The following is a 19,909-nucleotide window of genomic DNA, read 5'->3' as shown; positions in this document are numbered from 1 at the left end:
GCTGCAGTGGTCGGCGATCAGCGTCTGTGTCGGCAAACCCGGCGCCCTCGAAGTAAACCACCGAATGTAGCGAAACGGCGCAAATCCGCACCGTTTCGTTGCGTGCGCGGGAACGCCGTACGCTGGACGGGCGGATCTGTTGCCGCTCCGGGAGGTACGGGTGGGGAGACGATGACGGTCGCGAAGCGTCAGGTGCGGGTGGGGTGCGAGTTCCAGTACACGGCTGAGATCGAGACCGCGACGGTCTTCCAGGTCCAGGCGCTCGGGACCGCGCCGGCCACCGTGCTCAAACAGGAGTGGGCCAGCCAACCGGTTGTCGACCGGCACAGCTACCTGGACTTGTATGGCAACGGGTGCCAGCGCCTGACGCTGCCGGTGGGGGACACGACCGTGCGGTACGAGGCGCTCGTGATGGTCCCGGACGCCTCCGAGGAGGTGGACCTCGACGCGCCTGAGGTGCCGGCGGCGCTGTTGCCCGACGACGTGCTCGTCTACACGCTGCCGAGCCGCTACTGCCTGCCGGACGCCCTCGGCGACGAGGCGTGGCGGTTGTTCGGCGACCATCCGCCGGGCTATCGGCGGGTACGAGCGATCTGCGACCACGTCAACAGCCACCTGAGGTTCAGCTACGGCAGCAGCAACGGCACGACCACCGCGGCTGACGCGTACGCGGCCGGATGGGGTGTCTGCCGCGACTTCGCGCACGTCGCGATCAGCTTCTGCCGGGCGCTCTCGATCCCGGCCCGGTATGTGTTCGGTTACCTTCCGTTCCTGGACGTGCCGGTCGCCGACGAGCCAATGGACTTCGCCGCCTGGATGGAGGTCTACCTCGATGGCCGGTGGTGGACCTTCGACCCGCGCAACAACGTGACCCGCAAGGGGCGAGTGCTGATCGGCCGCGGCCGCGACGCTGTGGACGTGGCGATGGCTACCACTTATGGAGGTCCGGAGCTGCGCAGTATGGAGGTGTGGGCCGATGAAGCCTGAGCAGCGGACGTACGTCTTGAAGCAGCGGTTCGTCTACACGTACGACGAGCCGATCCGGCAGCTCGACCACCGCCTCATCGTCGTCCCACCACCCCGGCACGGTGACCAGCGCCGGCGAGGCTACTCACTGAGTGTTACCGGCGCCGACGCGCAGGTCACCCATCAGCGGGACGCCGCCGGCAACACGATCACCCGGACACTGGCGCCGCTCGTACCGGAGCGGGTGGAGTTCCTGCTGGAGGCGGTCGTCGAGCGGGTCGGGCCGGCCGAAGGCGTACCCGTGCCGACGGTTCATCCGTGGCTGCTGCAGCCCACCCGGTTGACCACCCCGGACGCGAAGATCCGGGAAGTGGCGGCCGCACTGAGTGACGGTGACGCGCTGGCCAGCGCTGAGCGGTTCTGTTCGTACGTACACGACGCCATCGCGTACACACCAGGCTCCACCACCGTCGACACGACCGCCGCACAAGCGCTCGCGGCCGGCCACGGGGTGTGCCAGGACTCCGCCCACCTGATGCTCGCTCTCTGCCGGTCCGCCGGGCTGCCGGCGCGGTACGTCTCCGGCCATCTGCTCGGCGAGGGCGGCACTCATGCGTGGGTCGAGGTCGTCGTACCCGAGGCGCGCGCGGTCGCGTTCGACCCGTGCAACGGGCGACGAGCTGGTTGGGACTACCTGACCGTCGCGACGGGCCGCGACTACGCCGACGTTGCGCCGACCTCTGGGACGTATGTAGGTGCGGCCGGCGGGAGCTTGACCGCCTCTAAACAGGTCGAGGTCGTGTAGGTCTTTTAAGCGGCTTCGCGATTAGTCGGTCAACTTCCGCGCTCCCGTTGTCCCGTTAGCGCGCGGATATCACTCGAGGTAATCATTACTTCGCTGCAGGCATGGATAAATTCTGAATCTTTCCCGAGGCGAGCATTTCTCGATAGCCAATAACATCCCACCAATTTCGTCACCGAACCGTAAGAACACAAGCGAACCAGTTTCCAAAGAAATCGGAGCGGTTGCCGAAGGGTCGGCGAAAAATTAATGCAGAGGATGCAACCATATCGGCAGCTGGAAGGTTCTTGTTGGCGCTAAAGGAAAACTAGAGGGTGAGCTGCCCGTCGAGCAGGGCTGAACCGAGAGCCGTCAGGTCGTGTTGGACGGACATTCCGTTGCGCCGGGTGGTGAGGAGGCCGGCTTCGCGAAGCACCGTGGCGTGGTAGCTGGCCGAGGCGGGGGAGATGGCGGCGCGCTGGCCGAGTTCTGTGGTCGTACATCCGGCGGCGGCCGCGACCAGGACTTTTGCCCTGGTAGGGCCCAAGAGAGCGATCAGTGGCGCGTGATCTTCGGGATCCGGTCGGACGCTGTGGGGGGCGAGCCAGGACGAGCCGCCGTCGATGGGATAGACCAGGACCGGTGCGAGGTCGGCGTCCTCCAACACGGTGGGTACGCCACGGCAGAAAAACGAGGGGATCAGCCGAAGGCCGCGGCCCTGCAGTCGCAGATCGCCGTTCACGTGTTGGCCGGCCAGCTCCAAATGTGGGGCCTGCCAGCGCAAACTTGGATGTAGCCCGGTCAGGAGGCTGCCGACGCCGTCGGTGGCCAGCGCCTCCGTACGGCGTGCGCGATCACTGTTCACTCGGGAAGTGATGTATGACCAACGGGGTTCCAGGACGCCGCGGTGGAATTCCCGGATCGCGACGGACAGGTTCTGCATGGCCGGCGAACGCCCGTCGGCCACGTCCCGCGCCCACGGTCCCAACCGGTGGCCGGCGCCGAGTTTTCCCATTTCCGTTCGTAGTCGAGCCCGTGGAGTGGTCAGGACGGCGTCCAGACCGGCGTCCAGCCCGGCGGCGCCCTCGGCCGGGGTGAGGAAATCGGGTGAATACCCCTGCGCCGGCGCCAGCAGCAGGAGTTGTTTCGCCGCGCCGCTGAGTTGGGTCGCTCCGCACCAGCGCCGGAAGGCCACCGAGGTCGCCTTCGCATTGACCAGATGTAGCGCTAGAAGCGTTTCCCACAATGGGTCTGGCGTGCGGGAAATCGTTATCTTCGTGAGGTCCTGAGGGGAAAACTCGATCCGAAGCGTCATCGAATCGCCTTCGTTGGCAATGTCTTGGTAGTTGCAGCGAACGTTCCCACAACACCAGCATCCCACACCCCGCAACCTGGTCCAGGGGAATTGTGAGCAAGCACAGATTTGACATCTGGCGACAGCCCTTCGAGCCACGCCGAAAGGGTTGCCCGTTCGGGTACTTCTGGGCACTATGCCGATATGTCCGCGAGCGGTCCCACTTTTCTCGCCTCCGCCGGAAAGCCGGCGGCGACGGACAGCGCCAGCGCCGGCCTTCGTATTAGTACACGTCCTTCGTGTTGGTACAGGGGTATTGGTATGGGCCAGTTGAGGGAGCGGGTCGTTAGTCAACACATAATGAATACGGAGTACGCCACCATGGATCTCCTTACAGCTACAGCCGTGCGATCAATCCGGGTTCTGATCGCAGAAGACATGAACTTGATTCGCGGCGCGTTGGTCGCGTTGCTGACGTACGAGGACGGCATTGAGGTCGTCTCGGATGTCGGACGCGGCGACGAGATCGTGCCGGCCGCCGTACGCAGCCGTCCCGATGTCGCGGTACTGGACATCGGCCTGCCGGGCCTGGACGGGATCAGCGCCGCCGCTGAACTCACCAGTCGGCTGCCGGACTGCCGGGTGCTGATGCTCACCGCGATCGGCAGCCCGGCGACCGTACGGCAGGCACTCGCCGTCCCGGTCCGCGGGTTGCTCGCCAAGGACGCACCGGCGGAGCAGTTGGCCAATTCGATCCGGCGGGTGCACGAGGGCGAGTTCGTGCTCGACCCGGAGTTGGTCGGGGCGGCTCTGGAGCACGGCGAAAGCCCACTCACCATTCGCGAGGCAACGCTTTTGCAGGAGGTCGCGAGCGGTGCGCCGATGGTCGAGATCGGCACCCGGCTGCGGCTGTCCAGCGGGACCGTCCGTAACTACTTGTCCAACGTCATCGCGAAACTTGGCGCCCGCAACCGGCTGGACGCCATTCGCATCGCCCGCGAGGCCGGCTGGATCTAGTAGTAGCCGAACCGAATGCGCGTACGTCCGGCCCATGTGGAAAGTCCACATGGGCCGGACGTACGTTTTTCCCAGGACGAGAGGGCGTGCGCGGCCTCGGCCTGTTGAGCTACATCCCGCGGATGTGCAGGTAACGCCGGATGTCTCCGACCGACATGAGGCCCATGACAATGACAGTCAGGACGGCGATGGCGAGCAGGACGACGAAAATGTAACCGAGAACCATCATGGGAGTCTCCTCTACCCGGTCCAGAGAGTGAGTGTACCGCCGCGGAGCGGATCGGACCATCCCACGCGGTTGCCTCCGATGGGGGATGACCACGGCGGCGATGGGCGGGAAACTGGTACCGGGCCGCGGGAACCGCGGCGAGGAGGCGGCAATGACCCCGCATGGGCTGGGGTTGGCCGACCCGGAGCGCGAGAACGCCCTGTTGGTGGGCATTATCGAGGCGATTTCGGCCGGACCCGAGGTGGGTGCGCTGGCGGCCCGGGTGGCCGCGCTGATCGTGGCGGCGACCGCCACCGACATCTGTTTCGTGCACGTGCTCGACGACACCGACCGGTCGTTGACGCTGGCCGGCGCCACCGCGCCTTTCGACCGCGAGGTCGGCAAGATCAGCCTGCCGCTGGGCGAAGGAGTGGCCGGCTGGGCGGCGTACCACCAGCGGCCGGTTTTCATCCTGGAGGGCAAGGAAAACGACCCGCGCTACCGGTATTTCCCACAGCTGCGTGGTGAGGACTACACGTCGATGGCGTCGGTGCCGATGGCGAGTTCGCCCGGCGGGTTGGTGGGGGTACTGAATGTCCACACCCGGATGCGGCGGGAATTCACCGATCGGGACGCAAGGCTGCTGACCTCCATCGGGACCCTGATAGCCGGCGCCATCCACCAAGCCCGGATGCACCGCCGGCTGGCCGCCCGAGAGCGGGCGCATGAGCGGTTCACCGAGCAGGTAATCCAAGCGCAGGAAGCGGAAAGACGCCGCCTCGCCGCGGATATTCACGATGGCATCACGCAACGCCTGTGCAGCCTGCAATTCCATCTGGACGCGGCGATGGAGGCGCTCGCCGACGACCGCGACTTTGCCTTGGAACAACTGACGAAGGCGCATGAGCACACCCATCTGACCATTGCCGAGGCGCGGGCCGCGATCAATCTGCTGCGCCCGCCGGTGCTCGACGACCTCGGCCTCGCGGACAGCCTCGCGAGCCTTGCCCGCTCGGCGCCGGGCGTTGAGGCGCACGTCGAGGTGGACCAGTGTGCGCTGTCCGAACATGTGGAAATAGCGCTCTATCGCATTGCTCAGGAGGCAATGCAGAACGTTGTCAAACACGCGCACGCGGCCCGGATCGAGCTGCGCCTTTTCCGGCGTGGATCCGGTGTCGTCCTGCAGGTGACCGACGACGGCCGCGGATTCGACCGCGAGGCCGCGGTGCAAGACATCTCTCAGGGCGGATACGGAATGGGCAGCATGGCCGAGCGTGCCGAGCTGATAGGTGGCCGACTGGAAGTCGAGTCACGGCCTGGTGTCGGGACGACGGTTTCCGCGACCGTCCCGGTTTCCTGACGTCCTATGTGGAGGACCTGGCGCGACGCGATGGAGATCGCTTTGTACGGCGACGGGGGCTTCTATCGCAACGCGGTGCCGCGGAGCGACCATTTCCGTACGTCCGTACACACCTCCCTGCGGTTCGCCGATGCGGTGGTGAAAATCCTGACAAGAATCGACGGTGAACTGAGGAGTCCCGCGCGGTTGGATTTCGTCGACGTTGGTGCCGGTGGTGGTGAGTTGGTGGAGGCTGTGTGGCGGCTGGCGCCAACGGAACTGCGGGACCGGTTAGTGCTGACGGCGGTGGAGGTGGGTGACCGGCCATCCGGACTGACCGAGGCGGCGCGGTGGCGGAGCGAGATTCCGATGAGCATTCGTGGGTTGCTTTTTGCCAACGAATGGCTGGACAACGTGCCCGTCGACGTGGTCGTACGAACGCCGGACGGGCCGCGGCTGGTGCTGGTCGACCCGGCTGGTCGCGAGCGGTGTTCGGCGGATCTGGTGGACGGTGAATGGCTGGATACCTGGTGGCCACTGTCCACAGTGGACGACCGGGCCGAAGTTGGGCGTACCCGCGATGTCGCCTGGGCTTGCGCGGTGCGGCGGCTGGCGGCCGGCGCGGCCATCGCGGTGGACTACGGGCACGTACGATCCGCGCGTCCGTCAGCCGGGACCTTGACCGGTTACCGGCAAGGCCGTCAGGTCATACCGGTGCCGGACGGGCGTACCGATATCACCGCGCACGTGGCGATAGATGCCTGCGCGGAAGCGGGAATGCGAGCGGTGCCGGGATCCGTGGAAGTGGCGACCCAGCGAGAGGTGTTGCGATCGCTGGGATGTGACGGCCGGCGCCCCGCGTTGGACTGTGCTCGTACCGATCAGGTTGGCTACCTCGGTCGTTTGCGAGCCGCCAGCGAGGAAGCGGAGCTGATCGATCCGGCCGGGCTCGGCGGCTATTTCTGGCTGATTCATTCGGTGGGCATATGTTCACCGGTGTCTTTACATGGGACAATAAGGCAATGACGACCGACCTGACCGTCGGCGTTGGGGTGGATGCGGCTGAATTCGACGGTGGCCAGGACATGGTCCTCAACATCGGTCCGCAGCACCCGGCGACCCACGGTGTCCTGCGGCTGCGGCTGATCCTGGACGGCGAGCGGATCCGTACGGCCGAACCCATCATCGGCTATATGCACCGCGGCGCCGAAAAACTCTTCGAGGCTCGGGATTACCGGCAGATCATCATGCTGGCCAACCGGCATGACTGGCTGTCCGCCTTCTGCAACGAGCTCGGGGTGGTGCTGGTGGTCGAGCGGATGCTCGGCATCGAGGTGCCGGTCCGCGCGGTCTGGCTGCGAACGCTGCTCGCCGAGCTCAACAGGGTGCTGAACCACCTGATGTTCCTGGGGTCCTATCCGCTGGAATTGGGCGCGATCACCCCGGTCTTCTATGCGTTCCGGGAGCGGGAGAAGCTGCAGCATCTGATGGAGGAGGTCTCCGGCGGCCGCATGCACTACATGTTCAACCGGGTCGGCGGCTTGAAGCAGGACCTGCCGACGGGTTGGCTGGACCATGCGCGGCTGACCGTCGCCGACGTTCGGAACAGCCTGTCGGACCTGGAAAACCTGATCTTCGGCAACGAGATCTTCCTGGCTCGGACCAAGGGCATCGGCGTGTTGTCAGTCGAGCAAATCGACCAGTTCGGGATCTCCGGCCCGATCGCGCGGGCCAGCGGAGTGGATGTCGATTTGCGCCGAGACGATCCGTATCTGGCCTACGACGAGCTGGATGTTCCTGTCGTCACTCGCAAAACCGGGGACTGTCTGGCTCGTTTCGAATGTCTGCTGGAGCAGGTCCACGTGTCTTTGACACTGGCAGACGACTGTCTGGACCGGATCGTCGACCTGCCGCCCGGGCCGATCTGCGCGCGGACATCCAAGGTGATTCGCCCGCCGGCCGGGCACGCGTACGCGTGGACCGAGAATCCGCTCGGAATCAATGGCTACTATCTGGTGTCGCGTGCGGAGCGGACGCCGTGGCGGCTGAAGCTGCGATCGGCTTCTTTCAACAATATCCAGGTGCTGTCCGAGCTGCTGCCGGGCAACCTGGTCGCCGACATGGTGGCGATTCTGGGCTCAATGTTCTTTGTCGTCGGCGACATCGACCGGTGAAGGCAGTGCGAAGGTCGACAGGGTCAGCGCGGTGACCTCACCCGCCGCGACCCGGATCCGCACTCGTTGGCCCGGTCGCAAGGTCCGCAGTCCACTGTGGAGGAAGACGGCGGTGCTGAAAGGCAGTAAATGGCCGTTGTCCAGGATCACCGATCCGGACCGATCCGGATCCAGGCGTGCCACGGTTGCCTGCATAGTTGCCTTCTCTCACGGGGAAAAGCCGAGCACAAGCCCGGGAACCACGGACAACAGCGCGGTGCCGGCGGTGGCGGCCGCGATGGCGGCGGCCACCGGCCGGGGGACCGGTCCGGATCCCACTGTCAGACCGGCCGGGCGGCGGTCGAACAGCCGGACGGCCCAGGAAAGGTAGTACGAGAGCCCGATCACCGCGTTGATCGCCATCAGCACGGCCAGCCAGCCGTAGCCGCCGGCGACCGTGGCCCGGAACACGAAGATCTTCGCGAAGAAGCCGGCCAGGCCGGGTGGAACCCCGGCCAGGCTCGCGAGCAGGAAAGCCAGGCACAGGGCCACCAACGGGTGTGATCGGGCGAGCCCGCGATAGTCGTCCAGCGCGCCGCCGCCGTACGGGCCGACCCAGCCGGCGAAAGAGACCACGGCGAAGACGCCGATCGTCATGAGGGCGTAGATCGCGAGATAGCCAACCGCGGCGCCGACGAGGCCGCGCACCAGCTCCGGCCGGTCGGCGACGCCAGCTAACGCGGCCAGCGGCGTCAGCATGTAGCCGGCGTGCGCGATCGACGACCACGCGAGCAATCGGACGATCCGGGTTTGTCGCAGCGCGACCAGGTTTCCCATTGTCATGGTGATCGCCGCGAGCACCGCGAGCCATGGCCCCCAGATCACCGCGTACCGGCCGAAAGCGGTGACCAGGACCAGGATCAACCCGGCGAGGCCACCAGCCTTGGAGATCACCGACAGAAAACCGGCGACCGACACCGGCGCGCCCGAATAGGTGTCCGGGGCCCAGAAATGGAACGGCACCAACGAGATCTTGAAGCCGAACCCGACCACGACCAGGAGTATCGCCAGCCAGGTCAGTGGTCCGCCGCCGTCGAACACCGCGATCCGGCTCAGGAAAACCGTGCCGGAGATGCCGTAGATCAGGCTGACACCGTAAAGCATCACGGCTGTGGAAACGAGCGAGAAGAGGAACATCTTGACGGCTGCCTCGGAGGACCTGCGGTCCCGGCGGCGAATGGCCGCCAGTGCCAGGACCGGCAGCGTCAGCGTTTCCAGCGCCACCACGAGAGTAACCAGGTCACCGGCGGCGGTCAGCACCAGAATGCCGGCCAGCGACGACAACAACAGGAAGCCGAATTCACCGGCCGGCAGTTCGGTGGCGCAGATTTCGGCGCTGGCGATCAAAACCACCACCGCGGCCGAGAACAGTACGACCAGATCGAGCAACAGGGTGAAGGAGCTCAAGTGGTACGAGCAGGCCGCCGGCCCGCCCGGTACGCAGAACGTGGTGCGGGGCAACGGACCGACGGCGAGCAAGCCCACCGCGACAGCGGCGGCGAAAATGCCGGCCAGCGACAGGGTTGCCACCTGCCGTACGCCGGCATCAGGCAGGAACGCCTCGAAAAGCAGCAGCGCGATCGCGGCGACCGCGAGAATCAGCGGTGGCGCGACGGCCAGGTAGTCGATGCTTTGGATCATGTCAGCCCAACCCGAGAACGGCTCGTACGGCCGGCGCGCTGACTGTCAGCAGGGTGGCCGGCCAGACGCCGAGCAGGACCACCCCGGCGATCAGCGGCGTCCACGCCAGCCATTCCCGGCCGCTCACGTCCGAGATTCGGACGGCTCGCCAGAGTGGGCCGACCGGTCCCTGCGCCACCCGGTGGAGCATGGCGAGGAAATAGCCGGCGGTGAGGACGGCCCCGATGCCGGCGGTCGCCATCAAGACCAGGTAAAGGCCGCGGCTGAGTCCGGCGGCGGGCTGGAAAGCCGCCTGCAGAGCCAACATCTCGCCCCAGAATCCGGCGAGGCCGGGCAGGCCCAGGCTCGCCACCGACGCGAACACCAGCAGGCTTCCCAACCTGGGTGCCTTGGCCAGCAGACCGCCGCCCAGCCGGTCGAGCTCGGTGCTGTGGTATCGCTGGGAAATCCCGCCGACCAGGAAGAACAGCAACCCGGTAATGAGCCCGTGAGCGATGTTGGCGAACAGGGCCGCGTTAAGGCCGATCGGGGTCAGCGAAGCGATCCCGAGCAGTACGAATCCCATGTGGCCGACGCTGGAAAAGGCGATCAGGCGTTTCAGGTCGCGCTGCGCGAGGCAGGCCAGCGCCGCGTAAATGATCCCGATGACGGCGAAGGTTCCCAGCCAGGGCGCCCATAACCGGGCGCCGTCCGGCAGGATGGGCAGCGCGACTCGGACAAAGCCATAGGTGCCCATTTTCAGCAGGACACCTGCGAGCAACACCGACCCGACCGTTGGTGCCTGGGTGTGGGCGTCCGGCAGCCACGAATGCAGCGGCCACATGGGTGTCTTGACAGCGAAACCGATGGCCATCGCGAGGAACGCGATGATTTGCACGGTCCGGTTCATCCCCGAGCCGGCGGTCAACGCGACCATGTCCAGCGTGCCCGTCTGAACAGCGACGATGAGGATACCGACCAGCAGGAAACCAGATCCGAGCAAGGTGTAGAGGATGAATTGATTCGCCGCGGGTCGTCGCCGTGATCCGCCCCATCCGGCGATCAACGAGTACATCGGGACCAACACCAGCTCGAAGGCGACGAAGAACAGCAGCAGGTCCAGCGCGATGAAGGTGCCCAGCGTGCCGACTTCCATGAGCAGCACCAAAGCGACGAAGGCGCGGGGCCGCTCGGGCCGGCTCGCCCGCGGCATCAGGTAGGCCGTGCAAAGAAAAGTCAGCAGAGCGGTGAGGACGATGAGTGGCAGTGAGATGCCGTCGAGGCCGAGGTGGAAGCGGCTCCCGAGCTCCGGGATCCACGGTTTGTCGACCTGGAACTGGATTTTTCCCGAGAGGTGGAAAAGCGCGATCACCGCGACTGTGTCGGCGAGCACCGTCGCGGTGGTGATTACGCCCATGAGAGTTGCCCATCTTTCCGGCAACAGCAGGGTGAAAAGACAGCCGGCGGTGGGTACGAGCAGCAACAGGACGGTCAGCCAGCCGGTCATCGCAGCACCACCAGACCGAGGGCGAGCAGCGCGGTGCCGGCCAGCATGCCGGTCAGGTACGCCTGCAGGTTTCCGTTCTGCGCCAGCCGAAGTACGGCTCCCAGTCGACCGGCGGCACGGCCGGTGCCGGTGACTGTGCGGCTGATCGCCCGGTCGTCAAAGCGGGCAACCGTACGGGAAAGCTGCATGACTGCTGGCAAAACGGTCCGCTCGTACATCGTGTCGGTTCCAAAGGCGCTGGCCAGCAGCGGCCGCGCGGCGCCCAGCAGGGCGGCCGGATCGCCGGCCGATCGCAGCCGCCATGGCACGTACGCGGCGATGATGCCCGCGGTGACCAGGACCGCGGATTCGGCCGCGACGAACGGATCCGGGAGCAGCTCAGGGACGTAGCGCACGGCAAGACCGAGCAACAGGGCCGTACCGGCCAGCCCGACCAGCGGCGCGGCCATGCTCGGCCCCGGATCGCCCATGACCGTTTTCGTCCGCTCGCCGAAGAAGATCAGCAGCCATGCTCGGGTGGCGTAAGCGGCGGTGACCACGGTGGTGAGCATCGTGCAACCGACGACGAAGACAGCAGTCGCAGGGGACACCACCGAGCTCGGCTGGGCGGCCGCTGCCAGAATGGCGTCCTTACTGAAGAATCCGGCCGTCGGTGGCACCGCGGCCAGCGCCGCCCAACCGATGGTCATGCAGACGCAGGTCAGCGGCATGGTGCGGCGCAGGCCGCCCATCCGGGCCAGAAGAGTGCTGCCGACCGCGACGATCACCGTGCCGGTGGCCAGGAAGAGCAGTGCTTTGAAGGCTCCGTGGGAAATCAGGTGTGCGATGGCGGCCAGCCGGCCGCCGACGGCCAGCGCGGCGAGCATCAGCCCCACCTGGCTGATGGTCGAATAGGCCAGCAACCGCTTGAGATCTTCGGCCGCGAGGGCCGCGAGAGCTGCGCCGACGGCGGAGATTCCGGCCAGCACCGCGAGAACTGTGAGGGCGGCCGGCGCGGCGAGGAAAACCGGGTAGAGCCGGGCCACCACGTACGAGCCGGCCGCCACCATGGTGGCCGCGTGGATCAGCGCGCTCACCGGGGCCGGGCCGGCCATCGCGTCGGGAAGCCAGCCGTGCAACGGAAACTGGCCGGCCTTCGCGACCACGCCGAGAGTCAGGAGCACGGCCGCCAGCAGCACCAGACCGGCCGGCAGCCGCGGCACAGCGGCCAGCACTGTGGAGATCCGGAATGAACCGGCCGCGAAGCCCAAGGTGAAAATGCCGAACAGAAAGCCGACATCGCCCACTCTGGTCATCAGGAATGCCTTGATGGCGGCAGTTGTGTTCTTTCGTTCCTCCCACTGGTGCCCGATCAACAGGTACGAGCAGAGGCCCATGATTTCCCAGCCGACATACAGCACCATCAGGTCGGAGCCCAGCACCACGAGCAGCATTGCCGCGGTGAACAAGGAAACCATGGCCGCGTAAGAGCTGTGCCTGACCCGTACATATCGGAGGGAGAACACCTGGATGGCCAGCGCCACCGCCGAAACCATCACCGCGACGGAGGCCGACAGCGTGTCGACCCGTACGCCAGCGGTGATCGCGATGCCTCCGGTAGGGGTGAGGGGAACCGCGTAGTCGACGGCCTGGGGCAGCGAAGATATCATCACCAGCAGGAAAACTGAGGCAGCGGTCGCCGCCAGGGTGCCGGTGACGGCGATCGCACCCGGGCCGCCGGGCACCTGGGAGCCGTGCAGGAGCCCGACGGCCGCGGCGATCAGCGGCGCCAGCACGGCGAACGCGGCCAGCGCCGCGATCAGGTCGTCCGCCTTCATCACGAGGCTCTGTCCACGGTCGCCGGGTCTCGGTCGGCGTGATCTCGTACGGCGTCGATGGCGATCGTGCCGTGGTTTCGGTACACCAGCAGCACAATGGCGAGGCCGAGACCCAGCTCGGCGGCCGCGATGGCGATCACGAAAAGTGCGAGGACCTGACCGGACCGCAGCCGATCGTGGTGCAGAAGGTCGAAAGCCACCAGGTTCAGGTTGACCGCGCCGAGCATCAGCTCGATGGACATCAACACCAGGATGGCATTGCGGCGTACGAGAACTCCGTAGACGCCGACGGTGAACAGGGCCGCGGAAAGAGCGATCGCAAGAGCGAGATGCATTACCGTCTCCCGGCGCCGATGGCCGGCCCACGGCCGCTGCTGGAACGCGCCAAAACCGGCCGGTCCGAGCGGCCGGTCTTGGCGCGGGTCAGGACCACTGCCGCGACCAGAGCGGCGAGCAGCAGCAACGAAAGCAGCTCGAAAGGCAGTACCCAGAACCGGAAAAGGGCCGTGCCGAGCACTTTCGCGGATCCGGCCGAGCTGGCGCTGAGCGGAAGATACGTCGACCAGAACGGGCCGATCGCCGTGCTGGCCAGCAAAGCACCGACGGCGAGCGCGACCGTGCGGGCCGGCCAACGATTCCGGGTGTCCACATCGGACGATGGACCGGTCGGAGAGCGGGTGAGCATGATGCCGAACAGCAGCAGGACCACGATCGCGCCGACGTAGATCAGCACCTGCACCCAGGCCACGATTTCGGCGGTCAACAGCAGGTAACAGGCTGCCAGGGCGGCGAAACTGACCACTAGCCAGAGGGCCGCGTGCACCAACTGTTTGGTCGTCACCACCGCCACCGCAGCCGCCAGCATCAGTAAGCCGAAGCCAAGGACGGCGACATCGAGGCCGGTCATGAGGGGACCGTGGGCAACCAGGAGGCAAGCACGTCCCGCTCCTGGAGCAGCTCGGATACATCATCGGTGGCATAAGAAAACTCCGGCGACCAGAACAACGCGTCGAAGGGGCAGACCTCAATGCAGATGCCGCAGTACATGCACAGCGAATAATCGATCGCGAACCGGTCGAGCGAGTTCGTCGTACGCGCTCGGCCGCCTTCGACCTGGGGTGGCGCGGTCTCCTTGTGCGACTCGATATAGATGCACCAGTCCGGGCATTCTCGCGCGCACAGCATGCAGGAGGTGCAGTTTTCCGCTAGTAGTGCGATAACTCCGCGGCTGCGTGAGGGGAGGTCGGGCTCCGCGTGTGGATACTGCCGGGTTACTGATCGGCGCACCATCGTCCGCGCCGTGATCAGCAGCCCGTGCACCAGGCCGGTCCCAGGTACCCGCATCTCACCCCACCACCCTCACCACGCCGGTCACGGCCAGTTGGATCAGTGCCAGCGGAACCAGGACTTTCCACGCCAGCTGTTGAAGTTGGTCCGCGCGCAGCCGGGGATAGGTCGCGCGCATCCAGATGACCACAAAGGACAGTGCGAAGGTTTTGAGCAGCATCCAGAGCCAGCCGAGCTGCTGTTCGTACGGGCCGCGCCAACCACCGAGGAAAAGGGTCGCGGTCAACGCACATAGCACCACGATGCCGGCATATTCGGCCAGCAGGAAGAAGGCGAACCGCAGGCCGGTGTATTCGGTGTAAGGGCCCATGATGATCTCGCTGTCGGCGACCGGCATGTCGAATGGCGGCCGGTGCAGTTCGGCGAGTCCGGCGGTAAAGAAGACCACCGCGCCGATGCCCTGCCAGCCGAGCCACCACAGCGACCAGGCCGCAACGATGCCAGGCAGCGAAAGGGTGCCGGCGGCCATCGCGACCGATCCGGCCACCAGCACCAGCGGTAGTTCGTAGGCCATCAGTTGGGCGGCGGACCGCATGCCGCCGAGCTGCGCGTATTTGTTTCCGCTGGCCCATCCCGCCATCACCGCGCCCAGCACGCTCACGCCCATCGCCGCCAGTACGAACAAAAGTCCGGCGTCCAGGTCGACGCCCAGCAAGCTCGGCCCGAGCGGGATGACCACCAGGATGACCAGGTACGGCAGTAAAGCGAGCGCCGGCGCGAGCGAGAACATCGCCCTGTCGGCGCGGTCGGGCAGCACGTGTTCCTTCTGGACGAACTTGACGCCGTCGGCGACCAGTTGGGCCCAGCCGTGAAACCGGCCGGCCTCCATCGGACCGAGCCGGGCCTGCATGTGCGCCATCGCCTTGTGCTCGAGCTGGCCAACCAGCAGCGGCAGCACCAAAAACCCGGTCAACACGGCGGCCAGCCGGATCCCGATCGTCAGCACGGCCATCATGTCGTACCGCAGGTGGAGCCGCCCCACTCGTCGGGCTTCGGTACGCCGAGCGGAAGTTTCGGGCGTCTACGGCCGCGAGCTTCGCTGGCGGACTGGCCCGGATCCACCGCTCCGGGCCATTGTTTGACCACTCGGGAGGCGAGCACGAAGCTCTTCTTCAGCGGACAACCTTCGAAACCGTCGGGCAGCAGCAGCGGCCGCGGGTAGGGATGGCCGTCAAAGCGAACCCCAAACATCTCATGGGTTTCTCGTTCATGCCAGTTAGCGCCCCGAAAGATTCCGCTGGCGGTCGGCAGCACAGGCCAGCCCGGTGGCAGCAGAGTGCGGACCAACAGGTGGTGTCGACGGGTACGGGACCACAGGTGAGCCCGCACCGAAAGGCCGTTCTCCAGTTCGTCGACGGCGGAAAGCCAGTCAAAATACGTACAGCCAAGATCGTCACGGGCGTACGTGAGCGCCTCGATCCACTGTTTTGGTTCGACATCCAGGACAAGCAGGCCGTGGCTGACGCTGGTCGCGTCCGGGCCGAACCGATCGGCGAGGTGGTCGGTCAGGCGGCCCGTCACGGGACCGGGTCCCGATATCGGTCGCCGAGCGTCTCGGCCGCGATCTTCTTCTGCAGCAGGACAATGCCCTGAAGCAGTGCTTCCGGTCGAGGTGGGCATCCCGGTACGTACACGTCGACCGGCACGAGCTGGTCGACGCCTTTGGTGACGCAGTACGAATCCCAGTACGGGCCGCCGGAGTTGGCGCAGGAGCCGAACGAAATCACGTACTTCGGCTCCGGCATCTGGTCGTACAACCGCCTGATCGCCGGTGCCATCTTGTCGGTCACCGTGCCGGAGACGACCATCAGGTCGGCCTGGCGCGGGCCGGGCGCGAACGGAATCACGCCGAGCCGAATGAAATCGTGCCGGCTCATCGAGGTGGCGATGAACTCGATCGCGCAGCAGGCCAGCCCGAAGTTGAAGCACCACAGCGAATACCGGCGGCCCCAGTTCAGGACGAACTTGATGGGTTGTGGCACCTGCGCGGCGAGCCCGGCCCGTCCGGCCGGCGGCCCGACGCCCGGGCTGGGCAGGTCGATCACACCCATGACAGCACCCCTTTTCGCCAGGTGTAGCAGATGCCAGTGGCCAGCACACCGAGGAAGACGAACATTTCCAGCAGCGTGGCGGTGCCGAATCCGACGGTGGCCAAGATGGTGGCCCACGGGAAGACGAAGACGGCGTCGACGGCGAAAACCACGTACAGATAAGCGAAAACGTAATAGCGAATGTACGACTGTGCCCAGCCGCCGTCGGTGGGCTCGACACCGCATTCGTAGGTGCTTTGCTTTCCTGGCGAGGGGCGCGAAGGCCGCAGCAATGCGTTGGCGCCGAAGCTGGTGGCCACGAATCCGATGCCCAGCACGATCAGGAGCCCGACGAGCGCGTATCCGCTGAAATAGTGATCCACCGCGTGCACCTCCCTGGCCGGACCTGATTCCGTGTGCCGCCTGACGGGGCGTTCATGGAAGATAAGCCGTGCGACCATCGCACTGTCCATCAGGAGTTCGCAGCTGACACTGAAGCGCAAACCTCGGTTTCGGGTTCACCCGTGGGCCTCCCCCGTTTGGGGGGATGAACGCCGCTTGATCGCTGGTAAGGTGGTCCATTCCAGGTCGAGTTTTGCTTATCTGAAAGGCATTTTCCCGGGAAATTTATCGTAGCCACGGTGGCTTCACGGCGTTGGGAGGCCATCGATGGGCGTACGAATGCGGGCCGAACCCGTACTCAGCCTGACCGAGGCGGTGGGGTCGCTGCCGGATTATCTTGCTGTCGGCGGTGGTGCTGGGCTCGCGCTGGTCCGCGAGCTCAGCCCGGACCAAGTCATCGCGCGAGTCCGTGAGTCCGGGTTACGCGGTCGTGGTGGCTCGGGCTTTCCGTCCGCCCCGAAGTGGGAAACCCTCCGTTCGACCGGACGGGCCGGCTACCTGACCTGTGGGCTGGCCGATGGCGAGCCTGGCACTTTCAAGGACCGGTTCATTCTCCGGCGCAATCCCTACCAAGTGGTGGAGGGGATGATGATCGCCGCGGCGGTGCTGGAAGTGGCCGGCGTTTTCGTGGTGATCGACAGGAGTTACCGGACCGAGATCATCGCGCTGCGCCGGGCACTGTCGGAAATGACCGCCGACGGGTTGCTCGGCGGCGTCGTGGTGCGATGGGTGCTGGACCCGGATCGGGATTCCTCCATCGGAGAAAGGTGCCGCGCAGGGGGTACTCACAATGTCGAGACCCTGGCGCACCTGCCGAGCATCCTGCGCCGGGGCAGCGAATGGTTCCGGTCGGCCGGCACCGAGAACTCTCCCGGAACAACGGTTTTCACTGTCTGTGGGGACGTACGGCTGCCTGGAGTGTACGAGCTGCCGCTTGGGTTGCCGTTGACGGTGCTGTTGGATCTGGTTTGCGCCGGCGCTGCGAACGGCGGTCGCATCAAAGCGGTGTTCCCGGGAGCGTCGGTGGCTCCCGTGCCGGCGTCACGGTTTGACACCCCGCTGGATTTCGACCAGCTGCGGGCCGTCGGGTCGGGGCTGGGAGCCGCGGGCTTCATAGCGTACGACGACTCAGCCTGCGTAGTGGCGGCGACCCGGCTGCTGGCTCGTGACCAGTGCCCAGAGACCTCCGAGATCCTGCAAAAGATCGAGGCCGGCGACGCAAACGTAGCCGATTTACTGACGCTGCGGTCCAAAGGCCGGATGGTGGCCGGCGCGTTGGCCGCTTTTGAGGATGAGTTCGTGGCGCATCTGGGTCGCGGTTGCCCGCATCCGCGACAGCTGGAGAGGCCGAAACTGGTGGACTTCGATGAGGAGCGGGACTGTACGGTGAAGAGTTGAGGTTGGCACGATGATTCCTGATGGTGCGCAGAAGCATCGGTGGCCACGATGGAGTCGCTGGGCTACCTGCGGAGGTCATCGTGAGTGATCGTTGGAATGCCGGCGTTATCCCGTACGCCGAGATGGGCTACTGGCAACCGGACTACCAGCCGAAACCGTCGGACATTCTGTGCGCTTTCCGGATCAGCCCACAGCCCGGCGTCCCTCCGGAGGAGGCCGGCGCGGCCGTCGCGGGAGAGTCGTCCACCGCGACGTGGACGGTGGTGTGGACCGACCGGCTCACCGCATACGAGCACTACCAGGCCAAGTGCTATCGGCTGGAAGCGGTGCCGGGCGCGCCCGACCAGTTCATCGCGTATATCGCCTATGACATCGATCTTTTCGAAGAAGGCTCGATCGCGAACCTGACCTCCTCGATCATCGGCAACGTCTTCGGTTTCAAGGCCCTGCGGGCGTTGCGACTGGAGGACATGCGGATTTCCCCGCACTACCTGAAATCGTTCCAAGGACCCGCGCATGGCATCGTGATGGAGCGGGAATACCTGAGCAAATACGGCCGGCCACTGCTGGGCGCCACCACGAAGCCCAAACTCGGCCTCTCGGCCCGAAACTACGGCCGGGTGGTGTTCGAGGCGCTGCGCGGCGGGTTGGATTTCACCAAGGACGACGAGAACATCAACTCCCAGCCGTTCATGCGCTGGCGTGATCGCTATCTCTACTGCATGGAGGCGGTCAACCGGGCCCAGGCCGAGACCGGCGAAATCAAGGGCCACTACCTGAACGTGACCGCCGCGACGATGGAGGACATGTACGAGCGGGCCGAGTTCGCTCGCGAGCTCGGCACTGTCGTGGTGATGGTCGACCTGACGATTGGCTATACCGCGATTCAGTCCATGGCCAAATGGGCCCGCCGCAACGGAGTGATCCTGCATCTGCACCGAGCGGGCCACGGCACGTACACCCGGCAGAAGAACCACGGCGTGAGTTTCCGGGTGATTGCCAAGTGGATGCGGATGGCCGGCGTCGACCATATTCACGCCGGCACCGTGGTGGGAAAACTCGAAGGCGACCCGAACATTGTCGCCGGTTTCTACGACACTTTGCGACTCGATCATGTTGCCGCTGATCCTGTGAAGGGTCTCTATTTCGACCAGGACTGGGCATCCATGCCCGGCACCATGCCGGTCGCCTCCGGCGGCATTCACGCCGGCCAGATGCACCAGCTGCTGCACTATCTGGGCGAGGACGTGGTGCTGCAGTTCGGCGGCGGCACCATTGGCCATCCGATGGGCATCGCGGCCGGTGCGACCGCGAACCGGGTCGCGTTGGAGGCGATGGTCAAGGCTCGCAACGAAGGCCGGGACTATTTCGCCGAGGGCGACGACATCCTTCGAGCCGCCGCCAAGAAAAGCCGGGAGCTCGACGTCGCGCTGGCGACCTGGGGGGACATCACCTTCACCTACGCGTCGACCGACACCCCGGATGTCATGCCCACCCCGACGATCTAAGGACGGAAGATGCGCATCACCCAAGGCACGTTTTCCTACCTGCCGGACTTTTCCGATGACGAGATCATCGCCCAACTTGAGTACGCGCTCCAGGAAGGGTGGCCGATTTCGGTGGAGTTCACCGACGATCCACACCCGCGCAACACCTATTGGGACATGTGGGGCCTGCCGATGTTCGACCTGGTCGATCCGGCTGGAGTGCTGCTGGAGATCAATGCCTGCCGCACCGCGCACCCGGACCGTTACGTACGGGTCAACGCGTACGACGCGCGGCTCGGCCGGCAGACGGTGGCGTTGTCCTTCCTGGTCCAGCGGCCGGTCGAGGAGCCCGGTTTCCGGTTGGAACGGCAGGAAACAGCGGACCGCCGCATCGCTTACACGAACTACAGCTACGCCACCGGCCGCCCCGCCGGCGACCGCTACCAGCCGGGTTGATCGTGCTGGAACCGATGGGGCGGGCCG

General features: G+C 65.7%; 22 protein-coding genes. 9 read left to right on the top strand and 13 right to left on the bottom strand.

Translation table 11 applies throughout. The features are described from left to right. The first annotated feature begins 171 nt into the window (after positions 1-171). Both ABD301_RS07625 and ABD301_RS07620 read left to right on the top strand, forming a co-directional pair. Positions 172-987 carry a transglutaminase-like domain-containing protein gene (locus tag ABD301_RS07625; RefSeq protein ID WP_344308436.1) on the top strand — a complete coding sequence of 272 codons (816 nt, stop codon included), beginning with the start codon at positions 172-174 and terminating at the stop codon, positions 985-987. Further along, complete coding sequence (locus ABD301_RS07620; protein ID WP_344308434.1) at positions 977-1,771, top strand: transglutaminase family protein; 795 nt, start codon at positions 977-979, stop codon at positions 1,769-1,771. The genes ABD301_RS07625 and ABD301_RS07620 overlap by 11 nt, the downstream gene beginning before the upstream one ends. Positions 1,772-2,075: 304 nt before the next feature. On the opposite strand, the gene ABD301_RS07615 is transcribed toward ABD301_RS07620, so the two are convergent. Then, positions 2,076-3,062: an ArsR/SmtB family transcription factor gene (locus ABD301_RS07615; protein ID WP_344308432.1), complete on the bottom strand. Its 987-nt coding sequence runs from the start codon at positions 3,060-3,062 to the stop codon at positions 2,076-2,078. Positions 3,063-3,401: 339 nt separating this feature from the next. Between ABD301_RS07615 and ABD301_RS07610 the strand changes: the two genes are divergently transcribed. Beyond that, the gene (locus ABD301_RS07610) at positions 3,402-4,058 is read left to right on the top strand and encodes a response regulator transcription factor (RefSeq protein WP_344308430.1); all 657 of its coding nucleotides are present in this window, start codon (positions 3,402-3,404) and stop codon (positions 4,056-4,058) included. 109 nt (positions 4,059-4,167) lie between these two features. Here the strand turns inward: ABD301_RS07610 and ABD301_RS42335 are convergent, their stop codons facing one another. Beyond that, positions 4,168-4,287, bottom strand: a complete 120-nt coding sequence (locus ABD301_RS42335; protein ID WP_425551897.1) for a DUF6893 family small protein — start codon at positions 4,285-4,287, stop codon at positions 4,168-4,170. Positions 4,288-4,438: 151 nt separating this feature from the next. Here ABD301_RS42335 and ABD301_RS07605 point away from each other — a divergent pair, with 151 nt between their 5' ends. From ABD301_RS07605 to ABD301_RS07595, 3 genes are read left to right on the top strand one after another with little or no spacing between them, the layout of a single operon-like run. Continuing rightward, the gene (locus ABD301_RS07605; RefSeq protein WP_344308428.1) at positions 4,439-5,626 is read left to right on the top strand and encodes a GAF domain-containing sensor histidine kinase; all 1,188 of its coding nucleotides are present in this window, start codon (positions 4,439-4,441) and stop codon (positions 5,624-5,626) included. A gap of 6 nt (positions 5,627-5,632) precedes the next feature. Beyond that, positions 5,633-6,631 (top strand): SAM-dependent methyltransferase, encoded by a 999-nt coding sequence (locus ABD301_RS07600; protein ID WP_344308426.1) that lies wholly within the window; start codon positions 5,633-5,635, stop codon positions 6,629-6,631. Beyond that, positions 6,628-7,779, top strand: coding sequence for an NADH-quinone oxidoreductase subunit D (locus ABD301_RS07595; RefSeq protein WP_344308424.1), 1,152 nt, complete (start codon positions 6,628-6,630; stop codon positions 7,777-7,779). Before ABD301_RS07600 ends, ABD301_RS07595 begins: the two co-directional genes overlap by 4 nt. On the opposite strand, the gene ABD301_RS07590 is transcribed toward ABD301_RS07595, so the two are convergent. From ABD301_RS07590 to ABD301_RS07540, 11 genes are read right to left on the bottom strand one after another with little or no spacing between them, the layout of a single operon-like run. Then, entirely contained in the window at positions 7,744-7,974 is a 231-nt protein-coding gene (locus ABD301_RS07590; RefSeq protein WP_163566624.1) for a hypothetical protein, read from the bottom strand. The two genes, ABD301_RS07595 and ABD301_RS07590, sit on opposite strands and share 36 nt — an antisense overlap. Before the next feature lie 12 nt (positions 7,975-7,986). Then, positions 7,987-9,459 (bottom strand): NADH-quinone oxidoreductase subunit N, encoded by a 1,473-nt coding sequence (locus ABD301_RS07585; RefSeq protein ID WP_344308422.1) that lies wholly within the window; start codon positions 9,457-9,459, stop codon positions 7,987-7,989. Position 9,460: 1 nt separating this feature from the next. Further along, positions 9,461-10,945 (bottom strand): complex I subunit 4 family protein, encoded by a 1,485-nt coding sequence (locus ABD301_RS07580; RefSeq protein ID WP_344308420.1) that lies wholly within the window; start codon positions 10,943-10,945, stop codon positions 9,461-9,463. After that, the gene (locus ABD301_RS07575; RefSeq protein ID WP_344308418.1) at positions 10,942-12,762 is read right to left on the bottom strand and encodes an NADH-quinone oxidoreductase subunit 5 family protein; all 1,821 of its coding nucleotides are present in this window, start codon (positions 12,760-12,762) and stop codon (positions 10,942-10,944) included. The genes ABD301_RS07580 and ABD301_RS07575 overlap by 4 nt, the downstream gene beginning before the upstream one ends. Further along, positions 12,762-13,097 carry an NADH-quinone oxidoreductase subunit NuoK gene (gene nuoK / locus ABD301_RS07570; protein WP_163566625.1) on the bottom strand — a complete coding sequence of 112 codons (336 nt, stop codon included), beginning with the start codon at positions 13,095-13,097 and terminating at the stop codon, positions 12,762-12,764. Before nuoK ends, ABD301_RS07575 begins: the two co-directional genes overlap by 1 nt. Then, complete coding sequence (locus tag ABD301_RS07565; protein ID WP_163566626.1) at positions 13,097-13,669, bottom strand: NADH-quinone oxidoreductase subunit J family protein; 573 nt, start codon at positions 13,667-13,669, stop codon at positions 13,097-13,099. Before ABD301_RS07565 ends, nuoK begins: the two co-directional genes overlap by 1 nt. Next, complete coding sequence (locus tag ABD301_RS07560) at positions 13,666-14,106, bottom strand: 4Fe-4S binding protein (protein ID WP_344308415.1); 441 nt, start codon at positions 14,104-14,106, stop codon at positions 13,666-13,668. Before ABD301_RS07560 ends, ABD301_RS07565 begins: the two co-directional genes overlap by 4 nt. A 1-nt stretch (position 14,107) precedes the next feature. Then, positions 14,108-15,091 carry a complex I subunit 1/NuoH family protein gene (locus tag ABD301_RS07555; protein ID WP_344308413.1) on the bottom strand — a complete coding sequence of 328 codons (984 nt, stop codon included), beginning with the start codon at positions 15,089-15,091 and terminating at the stop codon, positions 14,108-14,110. Further along, on the bottom strand, positions 15,061-15,630 hold the full coding sequence (locus ABD301_RS07550) for an NADH-quinone oxidoreductase subunit C (protein WP_344308411.1): 570 nt from the start codon (positions 15,628-15,630) through the stop codon (positions 15,061-15,063). Before ABD301_RS07550 ends, ABD301_RS07555 begins: the two co-directional genes overlap by 31 nt. Then, complete coding sequence (locus ABD301_RS07545; RefSeq protein ID WP_425551896.1) at positions 15,627-16,160, bottom strand: NADH-quinone oxidoreductase subunit B; 534 nt, start codon at positions 16,158-16,160, stop codon at positions 15,627-15,629. The genes ABD301_RS07550 and ABD301_RS07545 overlap by 4 nt, the downstream gene beginning before the upstream one ends. Then, positions 16,151-16,522 carry an NADH-quinone oxidoreductase subunit A gene (locus ABD301_RS07540; protein WP_279578950.1) on the bottom strand — a complete coding sequence of 124 codons (372 nt, stop codon included), beginning with the start codon at positions 16,520-16,522 and terminating at the stop codon, positions 16,151-16,153. Before ABD301_RS07540 ends, ABD301_RS07545 begins: the two co-directional genes overlap by 10 nt. Before the next feature lie 286 nt (positions 16,523-16,808). On the opposite strand from ABD301_RS07540, the gene ABD301_RS07535 reads away from it, so the two are divergent. The 3 genes from ABD301_RS07535 to ABD301_RS07525 all read left to right on the top strand — a co-directional run bounded on the left by ABD301_RS07535 (position 16,809) and on the right by ABD301_RS07525 (position 19,882). Beyond that, positions 16,809-17,939, top strand: coding sequence for a hypothetical protein (locus ABD301_RS07535; protein ID WP_344308408.1), 1,131 nt, complete (start codon positions 16,809-16,811; stop codon positions 17,937-17,939). An 80-nt stretch (positions 17,940-18,019) separates the two neighbouring features. After that, positions 18,020-19,447: a form I ribulose bisphosphate carboxylase large subunit gene (locus ABD301_RS07530; protein ID WP_344308406.1), complete on the top strand. Its 1,428-nt coding sequence runs from the start codon at positions 18,020-18,022 to the stop codon at positions 19,445-19,447. A gap of 9 nt (positions 19,448-19,456) precedes the next feature. Next, positions 19,457-19,882 carry a ribulose bisphosphate carboxylase small subunit gene (locus tag ABD301_RS07525; RefSeq protein ID WP_344308404.1) on the top strand — a complete coding sequence of 142 codons (426 nt, stop codon included), beginning with the start codon at positions 19,457-19,459 and terminating at the stop codon, positions 19,880-19,882. Positions 19,883-19,909 lie beyond the last annotated feature (27 nt).

Origin of the sequence: Fodinicola feengrottensis (assembly GCF_039530045.1) — a bacterium.
Taxonomy (GTDB): Bacteria; Actinomycetota; Actinomycetes; order Mycobacteriales; family HKI-0501; genus Fodinicola; species Fodinicola feengrottensis.
Note: the sequence above shows the minus strand (reverse complement) of the source record. Positions and strands in the feature narration are given on the sequence as shown.